Consider the following 12,405-nt stretch of genomic DNA (forward strand, 5'->3'; position numbering starts at 1 on the left):
GTCGCGGAACGACGACGGGAGCTTCGCGCTGAAGTGGCGCACGGCGGCCGGGCGGCCACCGTGATCGCGACGGTTACTGGGATCGGCGGGTTGCCACGCGAAGCGCGGACAATCGATTCGTTCAGCATAGGCCGTCCGGCCCGCACGTGCATGATCGCGATCAAGGGGCGCTCGGGCCCCTGCCCGTGCTGCTTACGACTTCGTCGGCATCGATACCGCCGGACGGTTCGCGTAGAACAGTGCATACGCGATGCCGAGCAGCACGATCCATACCGGCCCGATCACGAGCGCGACGCGCGTGTCGGGCGTGAACGCCATCAGCACGACGACCAGCACGAGAAAGCCGAGCGCGACGAACGAACCGAGCGGATAGAGCGGCACGCGGATCGGCAGGCGCGCGATCTTGTCAGCCGACAGCGTGCGGCGAAAGCGCATCTGCGCGATCAGGATCACGCACCACGTCCAGATCGCACCGAACGTCGACACCGACGTGAGCCACGTGAACACGTGTTGCGGCGCGAGATAGTTGAGCAGCACGCCGATCAGCAGCAGCGCGACCGACACGATCACGCCGTACACCGGCACACCGTTGCGGTTGACCTTGCCGAGCTTGCTCGGCGCCTGGCCCTGCTGCGCGAGGTTGTAGAGCATCCGCGCGGTACTGAACAGGCCGCTGTTGCACGACGACAGCGCCGCGGTCAGCACGACGAAGTTGATGATGCCGGCAGCCGCCGGGATGCCGAGCCGCGAGAACGTCATCACGAACGGGCTGCCCTGCGTGCCGATCTGGTCCCACGGATACAGCGACATGATCACGAACAACGCGCCGATGTAGAAGATCAGCACGCGCCAGAACACCGAGTTCACGGCCTTCGTCAGCGACTTCTCCGGGTTGCGCGCCTCGCCGGCGGTGAGACCGAGCATCTCGACACCGAGATACGCGAACATCACGATCGGCAACGCGGCGATCACGCCGTTGAGGCCGTTCGGCATGAAACCGCCGTGCGCCCACAGGTTCGACAGGCCGATCGCGACACCGCCGTTGCCGATGCCGAACGCGATCATCAACCCGCCGCCGATGATCATCAGCACGATCGTGACGATCTTGATCAGCGCGAACCAGAATTCGAATTCACCGTACAGCTTGACCGCGATGAAGTTCACCGAGCCCATCGCCATGAGCGCCGCGAGCGCCCAGATCCAGTTCGGCACGCCGGGGACCCACATGTGCATGTAGACGCCGACCGCCGTGATTTCCGCCATGCAGGTGACGATCCACACGAACCAGTAGGTCCAGCCGGTCAGGTAGCCGGCCAGCGGCCCGAGGTAGTCGCGTGCGTAACGGCTGAACGCGCCGGCGACAGGATTGGCGATCGCCATCTCGCCGAGTGCGCGCATGATCAGGAAAATCGCGATGCCGCCCAGCAGGTAGGTCAGCAGGATGGCCGGGCCGGCGACGCGGATCGCGGTGGCCGAGCCGAGGAACAGGCCGACGCCGATCGTCGCGCCGAGCGCCATCAGGTTGATGTGCCGCTCTTCCAGCCCGCGGTGCAACTGGTCTTCTGGTTGTTTCAAGTCCGTCTCCTGGCAGCCGCGAACGGGCCGCCGTCATTGTCGATATCAATGCGCGGCCGTTCATGCCGAAAACGAAATAATCTCCGCCGTCGCTTCCTGAATAAGAAACGACACGGATGCTGCGTCAATCCGATTGGAATCGCCGCGGATTATCGATATTTTCCGGAACAATCCGGAAATCGGATCGGGACTTTCACGGAATACGCCCGTGCGGCCCGTGTGACGCGGCTGAGCGCGTGACGAGCGGCAACGGGATCAATCGCTTTCAGCGCGAACGAACGCGCGTCGAGTGTGCGCGATCAGGCGCACGCAATAGGCAGGCGGGATTATAAGAATGATCAGACGTTTCGCGCCAGCCGATTTTCGGAAAAATCGGAGTGCGTGAAATCAGAGGTGGAATTCGGATGCGCGCGAGATAGCGCGCGCATTTACTTGGACAACGTCGCCCTTACCGTATATTCGCCTTCGAGCGCGCCGTGGTCGGAACGCACGAAATAACGCGACGCATCGAGATCGGCCGGCAGCGGCTCGACCGGATAGCCGTGCTTCTCCCACGCGTCGAGTCCGCCCTTCAGCGCGCGGATGTTGTGGATCATCTTCTTGCGCTGCATCTTCGCGATCAGGCGTTTCGCGGTGGCCTCGTTCGGACACACGCAATAGACGACGATCGGCCGTTTCAGCAGTTCGGGGTCCAGCAAATCCGGCGAATCGAGATCGACCGGCACCGCGCCGGCGATCCGGTACGGTTCGCGCTCGCGGATCGCTTTCGGCCGCGCGTCGAAGATCAGCGGCGGCTCGTCCGATGTCATCATCTCGACGAGCTGCGGCGGCGAGATACGCACCTGCGCGAGATAGCGGCGGAACTGCACGCGACGCACCCAGCGGTACAGCAGGAACGTGATGAAGATCGCGAGGAACGCATCGAGGATCGTGCCGCCGCTCGCACGCACCCACAGCACGAACTGGACGATCTGATCGTGAACGGCCGCGCCGCCGACCAGCCAGAACGCGGCCCACAGCGACGCGCCGGCCAGGTCCCAGAACAGGAACACGCCGACGCCGATGGCGGTCGTGCCGAGCAGCGGCGCCGACACGAGGCCGAGGCCCGGCAGGAATTTGGACAGCACGAGCAGCGGCGCACCGTATCTTTCGAATACGTTACGTGCGAAACGCAGCGTCGTGTCGAGCGACAGCGAGAAGCGCACGAGGCCGTTCAGCAGGCGACGGCCGCGCGTGCGGCCCATGAAGAACCACAGCGAATCGGCCAGCATCGTCGCGCCGATCGCCGCCGCGAACATGCTGACCCAGGACGCCTGCCCCATTGCCGCCATCGTACCGCCGAGAATCAGCATCGGGACGGCCGGCACCGGCACGCCGAGCTGCGTGATCAACACGCTCGCGAATACGGCCCACGGGCCGAGCGACGACGGAATAGCGATGGGAAAGTGCCACACGGCGGCGCTCCTGGAAGGCATGCAGCCGCGCGACGGTGGCCGCCGGACGGCTGCGCAACGGGCGCCGCGGCACGTCCGCAGCCGACCTGATGCATCACGGCATTCTAAACGGGTTTGGCCGCGATCGCGCGGAACACGCACCATCGGTACCGGCTTCGCGCCACGGGTTGCACCGCCGTGACAGTCACCTATCCGTGCGCTGACGCTGAGCAAGCTGCACGACGTGTTCCGCGTAGTCGGGAAACGCGGCGGCCAGCGCGGCTGCGTCGGCCAGTTCGAATTCCGCGAACTCGAAGCCCGGCGCGACCGTGCAGCCGACGAGCGCGACATGCTCCGGCGCCGCGCAGCGGGCGCCGAACCAGCTCCCGGCCGGCACGACCGCCTGAAACACGGTGCCCGGATGCGTGAGCGGGTTGCCGAGCCGATGGATCGTCAGCCCGTCGCGGTCGTCGAGCACCCACACTTCGATCAGGTCGCCCACGTAGAAATGCCAGACTTCGTCGGAACGGATCCGGTGCCACGATGAATACGCGCCGTCGCACAACAGGTAGTAGATCGCGGTCGACGCGGCACGTGACGCGCCGTCGGCCGGACGCACGACCGAATCGGTCGCACGGTAGGTTTCGCGGAAATAGCCGCCTTCGGGATGCGGCTGCAGGTCGAACTGGCGAATCAGGTCGGTAGCGGAAATCGGCATGGCGGATGACGTCGGTAAGGTAGGGAGCCGGGCACCCGGCGCACGGCCACGCTTCGCTCATCGCGAACGCGCGCCGCATGCCGCCGGATGCTGCTGCGTCGATCGCCGCGGCCATGCGCGCGGCGAACAAGCGGACACCGGTCGATGCTGCCAGAACTGCGTGTCGGGATGCAACCGCGGGCACGCGAAACGCGCCCGTCGGGTGCAGCGGGCGCGCCGCCCTCGCCCGGCCGATGTGACGGACGCGACAGCTGTGCTCACGCGCCGTGCGTCGTGGGTTTCCGTTTCGTCGGGACGTCATCCGGCGAATGGGCGAGACAGTCGCCGCCCGCGCCCGCCCGTGCGTCAGCGTCAGCGCCTTGCCGCGCGCGTCACTTAGCCGCCGGCGCGCCGGGCTCGCTGTGCCGCACCAGCAGCACGGGCCGGTCGGCCGCGCGCAGCAGCGACTCGGCGACGCTGCCGAGCAGCAGCCGGCGCAGGCCATGCCGCCCGCTCGTGCCCATCACGATCAGGTCGGCGTCGGCTTCAGCCGCGGTGCGCATCAGCACCGTGGCGACATCCTCGCCATAGGCGTCGAGCGCGCGCACGGTGCCCGACACATGCTCCTGCGCGAGCGCCGCTTTCGCATCGTCGAGCACCGGCGTCGCGGCTTCGGTCGCGGCCGCATCGCCATCGCGCTCGCCCGCGAAGCCCGCGTCGACGTCGACGAGCTGCGGCCGGTGCTCGACGACATACGCGCAGGTCACTTCGCCGCCGGACGCCGCCGCGATCCGGATCGCCTCGTTCAGCGCGAGACGCGCACTCGGGCTGCCGTCCAGCCCGACGAAAATCCGCTTGTACATGGTCCGTCCCTCCGACCGGGCACGCATCGCGCGTTGCGCGACGGCGGCCCGTATTCGCCACCCGGCCCGGTGCCCGGTGGCCTGCCGAACAGTCTGCCCCACGTGCCGACGCGCCCGTTGATGCGCGTCAAGCGCGGCGGGCGCGCCCACTGCTTCACGCCGGTTGCCTCAATTTCCAGTGCCCCATTACAAAAAACATGTAAATCGCGCACAATTTCATCTTGAAAATAGACGTTCCGTGCGGCCGGTGCGAGTTTTGCCCGGTTTTGCTGCGCTGCCCTCGTGCCACGGGGCGGCCCCCGACAACAGAATGGCCATCGAATGACCGCAAGTGGAACCCCGACGCGTGACGCCCGAGGGCCCACGCGCCTCCAGATCATGTTACGCCAGCCGCTCGCGGCCGGCGTCGTTGCACTGTGCGCCGGCGCCGCGCTGTCGCTCGGCGTCGCGCTACTCGTGCGCGAGCAGTGGCAAGGCGCCGTCCATACGCGTTTCGAACGCCGCACGACGCACGTGACGGCGATGCTTCGCCACGAGCTGCAATCCGGCGCGGCCGTGCTCGAAGGCGCGCGCGGCGCGTTCAGCCTCGTCCCGGGCATGACGCCCGAGCAATGGCGCCGGTATGCGGACACGCTCGACCTCGACAGCGGCCGCTCGCCGGTTCGCCAGATCGGCTATGCGCCGCTGCCGCCCGCGACGCGCATCGCCCTCGCCGGCGCGAAGCCGATGCCGGCCGGCACGCTCGCGACCGCCGCGCTCAGCGCACCGGCGTCGAATTCGCCCGTCGTGCGCTTCGGCGCGTCCGACGCCGCGCCGCTTGCGCACGCGCTGCAGACCGGCGACGTCGCGCTCGGCGTCCACCCTGCCGACGACGACGCGTCCCGCGACGCCCGCACCTTCACGCTGTTCCTGCCGGTTGCTGCGTCGCCGCATGCGGCCGCCACGCCGCCCGGCCTGCGCGAAACCGGCGCCGACGGCGTGCTGTTCGCGGCGTTGAGCCCGCAGCGCCTGGTCGAGCGCGCGCTCGACGCGGAACGCGGGATCGACGTGCGGATCACCGCCGGCGGCGATCGGCGCGCGATCGTCAGCGTCGAAACGACGACCGACGAGGCCTCGGCATCGCCCGACCTGATGCGGCGCACCGACGAGCTGAATTTCGGCGGCACCGCGCTGACGCTCGCGTATTCCGCGGACGGCCGCCCGAGCGCGACCGGCGCGCAGCGCGCGGCCGGCACCGTGCTCGCTGCTGGGCTGATCGCGTCGATCGTGTTCGCGGTGCTCGTCCATGCGCTGCTGCGCGGCCGCTCCGGCGCCGTCGATTCCGGCGCGAGCAGCCGCGGCATCCTCAACGAGGCGCGGATGATGGGCATCATCCGTTCGTCGATGGAAGCGATCATCACGATCGACGAAAAGCAGACGGTCGTGATCTTCAATCCGATGGCCGAGCAGGTGTTCGGCGTGTCCGCGATGGAGGCGATCGGTGCGCCGCTGTCGCGCTTCATCCCCGAGCGGTTCCGCGCCGCGCACGCGAAGCACGTCGACCAGTTCGGCGTGACGGGCGTGTCCGAGCGGCAGATGGGCCGCCAGCGGGTGCTGTTCGGGCTGCGCGCCAACGGCGAGGAGTTTCCGATCGAGGCCTCGATCTCGCAGATCCGCGACGCGTCCGGCAAGCTTTATACGGTGATGCTGCGCGACATCACCGAGCGGCAGCGCGCCGACACGGCGCTGAAGCAGTCGCGCGAGGAATTGCGCGAACTGTCGGCGAACCTGCAGAACGTGCGCGAAGAGGAAAAGACCCGCATTGCGCGCGAGCTGCACGACGACCTCGGCCAGCAGCTGACCGCGCTGAAGATGGATCTGTCGGTGGTCGAACAGCAACTGCGCGTGCCCGGTCGCACGCAACCCGACGAAGTCATGCAGTCGCACCTGCAGGGCATGCGGCGGCTGATCGACGCGACGGTCGCGTCGGTGCGGCGCATCGCGGCCGACCTGCGGCCCGTGATGCTCGACGATCTCGGCCTCGTGCCCGCGATCGAATGGCTCGCGAACGATTTCACGAACCGCTACGGGATCGATGTCGAACGGCACATCGAAACCGGCGGCCTCACGTTCACCAGTGCGGGCGCGACCACGTTGTTCCGGATCGTCCAGGAAGCGCTGACGAACGTCGCGCGGCACGCGGATGCGACGCGCGTCGCGCTGCGGCTCGACGTCGAGGACGGCTTCTGCGTATTGCGCGTCGCGGACAACGGCCGCGGCTCGGCGCCCGGCGGCCCGGCCCACGAAGACAAATCGTTCGGCCTGATCGGTATTCGCGAACGCGCCCACATGCTGGGCGGCACCGTGACGATCGACACCGCGCTCGCGCGCGGCTTCTCGATCACTGTCGCCTTCCCGCTCAGTACCGTACAACAGGAAACGCTCATCACATGATCAAGGTGCTCATCGCCGACGACCATACGCTCGTACGCGACGGTCTGCGGCACATTCTCCAGAACGCCACCGGATTCGAGGTGGCCGGCGAAGCCTGCGACGGCCCGTCGACGATCGCGCTCGTGCGCGCCACGCCCGCGCAGGTGCTCGTGCTCGACCTGTCGATGCCGGGCCGCAACGGCGTCGAGCTGATCAAGCAGATCAAGGACGAGAAGCCCGCGTTGCGCGTCCTCGTGCTGACCATGCACGCGGAGCAGCAATACGCGGTGCGCGCGTTCCGCGCCGGCGCGTCGGGGTATCTGACGAAGGAAAGCGCGAGCGCCGAGCTGGTCGGCGCGGTCACGAAGGTGGCGTCGGGCGGCGTCTACGTGAGCCTCGCGATGGCCGAGCAGTTCGCGCAGAGCCTGAACGAGCCGGCCGAGACGCTGCCGCACCAGCGGCTGTCCGACCGCGAATTCGACGTGTTCCGGCGGATCGCCGCCGGCCAGACGCTGACCGAGATCGCGAACGCGCTGTGCGTGAGCGCGAAGACGGTCAGCACGTACAAGACGCGGATTCTGGAAAAGATGCAGATGCCGCACGAAGCGGCGCTGGTGCGTTACGCGATGCGGCACAAGCTGCTCGACGAAACGGACGACGTGTAACGGACGACATCCGGCAGCGGATGGCGTGTGTCGCCCGGTCGCGCGGCACGCGTTGGACCGGGCGGCGCACGACGCTTACTTGGCCGGCACCGGGCACGCGAGATCGCCTTCCTCGCACGACAGATAACCCTTCAGCGTTTCGGTGCGCGCTTTCGTCAGATCGTCCAGGCAGGTCGACACGACCATCGGGTACGCACTGCCGCCCTCGGCGTTCGCGCTGGAGAAGTTGCATTCGGCATCGCGGTACGCGATCCAGGCACGCTGCGCATTCACGAGTTTGTCGGCAAGCGGCCGCGCATCGCGCAGGCGCGCGGTGACGGCCTGGTAGGTCCGGTTCAGTTCCCCGTCGGATTTCTTGTACGCGCGATCGGCGCATGCCGTCATCGCCGCCTGATCCGTCGCGTCGGCACAATTCGCCTGCGCATGGGCGAGGTTCGCCGCCAGCGCCAGCGAGCACAGCAGACCGGTCAAGACACGCATGGATGCTCCTTGTTGTTCGTTGAAGTCGTGGAACCCGGTGCCGCGCCTGCCGCGCTGTCGCGCATCGGCGGCCGTCTCGCGGCGACACCGATCGCGATGCTAGCGCACGCGCGCCGGCTTGTCAGCCGGCGTCGCAGCATGCGACGGCTTGCATATCGGCCCTCCGCACCTACACTTGAAAATCGATACGCCGCTTCAGGCCCGCGCTATCGCATCCATCCCGTCTCCGCTTCCGCGCATTCCTCAGCGCAATTCGCGTTCGCATCGCCGAGCGGGGTGACGATTCGTCGGTCAGCTTCCTCCCCCAGCCCAACGTGCCATCGCCGTCGCTCCCTGGAGGGAATCATGAGCTATCACCTTGAAGGCCGTCTGCTCGAGGTCTGCAACTGTCGCGTACTCTGCCCGTGCTGGATCGGCGAGGATCCGGATTTCGGGGTCTGCGACACGATCGTCGCCTGGCATGTCGACAAAGGCACCGTCGACGGCCTCGATGTGGGCGGCAACACGATCGCCGCAGTGTGCCGCGTGCCGGGCAACATCCTGCAAGGCAACTGGACCGCTGCGATCTACCTCAGCGACACGGCGTCCGACGCGCAGGAGCAGGCGCTGCTCAAGGTCTACACGGGCCAGGCCGGCGGCCCGATCGCCGAGCTCGCGAAACTGATCGGCACGGTCGTGTCGATCGAACGCGCCCCCATCACGTTCAACGTCGAAGGGGCGCGCGGCACGCTGTCGATCGGCACCGACTACCACGCGGAACTCGAGCCCCTCGGCCCGAGCGGCGCGCAGACGACGCTGACCGACACCGTGTTCTCGACGGTGCCCGGCGCGCCGGTGTTCGTCGGCAAGGCGCCCGTCTATCGGTCGAGGAATGCGGCGATCGGGATCGACGTCGACCTGAAGAATCACAACGCGCTGCAGAGCACGTTCCTGTTCGACGCGTGAAGCGCGATCGCGCGCCAACGGTCATGGCTGCGTCGCTGCATCGGCGCCTGTTCCCGCTCGTGCTCGCGAGTCTCGTCGCGTTCGCCTGGCTCACCCTGTGGGCGTGGACGCGCAGTCCTTATGGGCGGTACCTCGACCACGGCGATAGCGCGTTGGCCGAACCGTTCAGCGCGCTGTGCCGCGCGCTGCCCGGCGGCACGCTGTGGCTGCCGGCCGCGTTCGCCGCGGCCGGCTGGACGCTGATGATCCTCGCCATGATGCTGCCGACGACGCTGTCGCTGTTCGATGCGTTCGCCCGCGTCGTCGCAAGCCGCCCCGATCAGACGCGCCTGCTGGCGCTGGTCGGCGTCGGCTACGTCGCCACGTGGAGCGGCTTTGGGCTCGTCGCGCATGCCCTGCACGGGCTGCTGCTGACCGGTGTCGCGCGGGTGCCGGCGCTCGCGTGGCGTGGCTGGCTGATCGGCGCGGCCGTCTTCGCGCTCGCCGGCGCGTTCCAGTTCAGCGGACTGAAGACGCACTGCCTCGACCGGTGCCGCACGCCCTACAGTTTCGTGATCAGCCGCTGGCGCGGCCGTGCGCCGATGCGTCACGCGTTTGCGCTCGGCGTGAGCCACGGGCTCTTCTGCGTCGGCTGCTGCTGGGCGCTGATGTTGCTGATGTTCGTCGTCGGCGCCGGCAGTCTCGGCTGGATGCTGGCGCTCGCCGCGTTGATGGCCCTCGAGAAGAATGCGTCGTGGGGGCAGGCGCTCACCGCGCCGCTCGGCGCCGCGTTGTTCGGCGCGGCCGTGCTGATCGTCGCCAGCCACGCTTGAGACCCGCGATGCGACCGCCCGCCTCCGCCTTCGCGCTGCATGTCCGGCCGGGCGTGCGCGTCGTCGTGCTGACGTCGATCGCGATGCTCGCCTTCGCGTCGAATTCGCTGCTGTGCCGACTCGCGCTGCAGGCCGGACGGATCGACGCGGCCAGCTTCGGCAGCCTGCGCCTCGTATCCGGCGCGCTGATGCTCGCGATCGTCGCGCGTGCGGGAGCGCGACAGCCCGCCCCGCGAGCCGACTGGCCCGCCGCGGCGATGCTGTTCGTGTACGTCACGTGCTTCTCGTTTGCGTACCTGACCGTCAGCGCGGCCACCGGCGCGCTGATCCTGTTCGGCGCGGTGCAATTGACGATGTTCGCGGCAGGATGGCACGCCGGCGAACGGTTTGCCGCGACCGGATGGGCCGGGTTCGGCGCGGCGCTCGGCGGACTGGTGTATCTCGTGTCACCCGGGCTCGCCGCGCCTACGCCGCGCGGCGCCGCGCTGATGACCGCCGCCGGCATTGCATGGGGCATCTATTCGATACGTGGCCGTCGGCCCGTCGATCCGGTCGCGGCAACCGCCGGCAACTTCCTGCGCGCCGCGCCGCTGGCACTCGCGCTGAGCGTCGCACTCGCCACCCGCTTTCACGTCACGCCGGCCGGCGTCGCACTCGCCGCGCTTTCCGGCGCGCTGACGTCGGGGCTCGGCTACGTGGTCTGGTATGCCGCGCTGCGGCACCTCACGGCGATGCGCGCCGCGGCGGTTCAGCTCTCCGTTCCGCCCGTCGCCGCGTGCGGCGCCGTGCTGTTCCTGTCTGAACAGCCGACATGGCGGCTCGCGCTCGCATCGGCCGCGATCCTCGGCGGCGTCGCGGCCGTGCTCGCGACGCGGGCACGGCTGGCGGGCAGCATGCGGTGATGCGCATCAAGTTGCAGTGCGCACGCGGCCCCCCCCGTTCAGGCGGCAAAAATGCAAAACCCGTACACGGATACCGTGCACGGGTTTCAGATGAAACGGCAAACCGGGCGCCCTTGCGGACGCTGCCTGGCTTAGTGGCCGAAGAACACCGACGAACGGTCGGTTGCGGCCGGCACGACCACGCGCTGACCCGATTGCGACGTCGCGGCGGCGTTCGCACCGTAGCCCGTTGCATCGGCTTGCGCGCCGGTGTTCTGCGCGGCGGCGATCTTTGCCTGTGCGGCCTGGATGTTTTCCGGGTAGTTCATCCAGTCGTTCGGGTTGTAGCCGGCCTTTTCGAGCTGGACCAGCTCGGCGCGCACTTGCGCGCGCGTCAGCGGCTGCTGGCTCTGGGCAAACGAGACAACCGGTGCGGCCACCAGGGCGGCCAGTGCAACTGCCTTGATCAGCGATTTCATGATGCGTTACCTCCAGGATTGTTTTGTCAGGCGCTTCGGACTCGGGGTCGTTGCGCATGAGGTGAAGTCTAGGAGGCCACGCTATCAGGGTAAATACTTAAATCGCGAATTCACTGTTGACGGAAAACATACAATCGCCACTGAATCGCTCGAACCATCAGACGATTGTCGACATTCACGCACCGAATACCCCGATACGGCACCCGGCGCGTCTGGCCGCGCATCAGCGCCGCCGATCGGTATCCGACGACGCCATCAGCCGGTCGAACAGCAGCGCCTTGAGGCGGATCAGGTCGTCGGCGCCGGTCTCGCCGAACGCCGCGTGATGCAGCGTCAGCGCGGGCGCTGCCGGATCGGCATGGACGGCCCGCACCGTGCTGTCGAGCGCCAGCAGTTCGACCCGGTCGCCGGCCGCGTACGGAAGCTGCACGCGCAAGGATTCGCCGATTGCGGCGATCGGCCGGTCGACGGCAATCGACAGCCCGCTGACACTGATGTCGTGCACCATCCCGATGCCTTCCGCGCCCTCCGGCCCGCCCGCGCAACAGGCCGCGATCCGCACCGCCACGCGCGGCTCCGCGCGCGTACGTAGCCGGTCGACGAAGCCGGGCGGCGACAGCATCAGGAACCGCGCGGCACCCGCCGCCTGCACGGACTCGACCGTCGCGCCGAAACGCGACACCGCGGCACGGCCGATCGCCACGGCCTCGATGTCGTCGCCGGGCGTGAAGTCGATCGCGGTCGCCGGTTGCGGCTCGACGAACAGCGCGCCCGATGCGGCAATGCCGATCAGACGATAGCGCTGCAGCCCGCGTGTCGTGCCGACCCGGCGGCGGATGCCGATCGAAGCCCCCGCCGACAACCCCATCCGCGGCGCGTGAGGCACCGCGTCAGGCATGCGCGGCTCGGCTACGGCTTCGGCGTCGTCGCGCCGCCGCACCGGCCGGAAATGGTCGAACAGGAATGCATGCTGCGCGGCATCGCGCAGCGTCGTGCCCGCCGGCAGCAGCGCGGCGCCGTCGGCATCGTAGAGATCGAAGCCGAGCGGGACGCCGGCGGCGAGATCGTCGCGCGTGAGCGCGACGTAGTCGGTAGATAGCCTCATCGGGGCAGCGCGGAGCGACCGCGCGAGCTGACATGACAACATGATTACGGCAGCTTCG

The 12,405-nt window shown here is 68.3% G+C and carries 12 protein-coding genes; 5 read left to right on the top strand and 7 right to left on the bottom strand.

Annotation, left to right across the window (positions count from 1 at the left end):
• Positions 1–192 precede the first annotated feature (192 nt).
• From ACPTTC_RS26020 to ACPTTC_RS26035, 4 genes are all read right to left on the bottom strand, one after another.
• Positions 193–1,575: an amino acid permease gene (locus tag ACPTTC_RS26020; RefSeq protein ID WP_423394499.1), complete on the bottom strand. Its 1,383-nt coding sequence runs from the start codon at positions 1,573–1,575 to the stop codon at positions 193–195.
• 428 nt (positions 1,576–2,003) lie between these two features.
• Positions 2,004–3,029, bottom strand: a complete 1,026-nt coding sequence (locus tag ACPTTC_RS26025) for a DedA family protein/thiosulfate sulfurtransferase GlpE (protein WP_423394500.1) — start codon at positions 3,027–3,029, stop codon at positions 2,004–2,006.
• A gap of 184 nt (positions 3,030–3,213) precedes the next feature.
• A complete protein-coding gene (locus ACPTTC_RS26030; protein ID WP_423394501.1) occupies positions 3,214–3,726 on the bottom strand; it encodes a cupin domain-containing protein in 513 nt (170 codons plus the stop codon).
• 371 nt (positions 3,727–4,097) lie between these two features.
• A complete protein-coding gene (locus tag ACPTTC_RS26035; protein WP_423394502.1) occupies positions 4,098–4,568 on the bottom strand; it encodes a universal stress protein in 471 nt (156 codons plus the stop codon).
• 321 nt (positions 4,569–4,889) lie between these two features.
• Between ACPTTC_RS26035 and ACPTTC_RS26040 the strand changes: the two genes are divergently transcribed.
• Positions 4,890–7,001: a PAS domain S-box protein gene (locus ACPTTC_RS26040; RefSeq protein ID WP_423394503.1), complete on the top strand. Its 2,112-nt coding sequence runs from the start codon at positions 4,890–4,892 to the stop codon at positions 6,999–7,001.
• Positions 6,998–7,645 carry a response regulator gene (locus ACPTTC_RS26045; RefSeq protein ID WP_006483707.1) on the top strand — a complete coding sequence of 216 codons (648 nt, stop codon included), beginning with the start codon at positions 6,998–7,000 and terminating at the stop codon, positions 7,643–7,645. Before ACPTTC_RS26040 ends, ACPTTC_RS26045 begins: the two co-directional genes overlap by 4 nt.
• A gap of 75 nt (positions 7,646–7,720) precedes the next feature.
• On the opposite strand, the gene ACPTTC_RS26050 is transcribed toward ACPTTC_RS26045, so the two are convergent.
• On the bottom strand, positions 7,721–8,125 hold the full coding sequence (locus ACPTTC_RS26050; RefSeq protein ID WP_175968466.1) for a lysozyme inhibitor LprI family protein: 405 nt from the start codon (positions 8,123–8,125) through the stop codon (positions 7,721–7,723).
• A gap of 345 nt (positions 8,126–8,470) precedes the next feature.
• Between ACPTTC_RS26050 and ACPTTC_RS26055 the strand changes: the two genes are divergently transcribed.
• From ACPTTC_RS26055 to ACPTTC_RS26065, 3 genes are read left to right on the top strand one after another with little or no spacing between them, the layout of a single operon-like run.
• Complete coding sequence (locus ACPTTC_RS26055) at positions 8,471–9,070, top strand: DUF1326 domain-containing protein (RefSeq protein WP_423394504.1); 600 nt, start codon at positions 8,471–8,473, stop codon at positions 9,068–9,070.
• Positions 9,071–9,093: 23 nt separating this feature from the next.
• On the top strand, positions 9,094–9,882 hold the full coding sequence (locus tag ACPTTC_RS26060; protein WP_423394505.1) for a DUF2182 domain-containing protein: 789 nt from the start codon (positions 9,094–9,096) through the stop codon (positions 9,880–9,882).
• A gap of 8 nt (positions 9,883–9,890) precedes the next feature.
• Positions 9,891–10,784 carry a DMT family transporter gene (locus tag ACPTTC_RS26065; protein ID WP_423394506.1) on the top strand — a complete coding sequence of 298 codons (894 nt, stop codon included), beginning with the start codon at positions 9,891–9,893 and terminating at the stop codon, positions 10,782–10,784.
• Positions 10,785–10,915: 131 nt separating this feature from the next.
• Here the strand turns inward: ACPTTC_RS26065 and ACPTTC_RS26070 are convergent, their stop codons facing one another.
• A complete protein-coding gene (locus ACPTTC_RS26070) occupies positions 10,916–11,242 on the bottom strand; it encodes a DUF4148 domain-containing protein (RefSeq protein ID WP_175950296.1) in 327 nt (108 codons plus the stop codon).
• 223 nt (positions 11,243–11,465) lie between these two features.
• Entirely contained in the window at positions 11,466–12,347 is an 882-nt protein-coding gene (locus ACPTTC_RS26075) for a PilZ domain-containing protein (RefSeq protein ID WP_423394507.1), read from the bottom strand.
• Between the last annotated feature and the right edge of the window lie 58 nt (positions 12,348–12,405).

The sequence above is a fragment of the Burkholderia mycopellens genome, assembly GCF_964265025.1.
Lineage (GTDB): Bacteria > Pseudomonadota > Gammaproteobacteria > Burkholderiales > Burkholderiaceae > Burkholderia.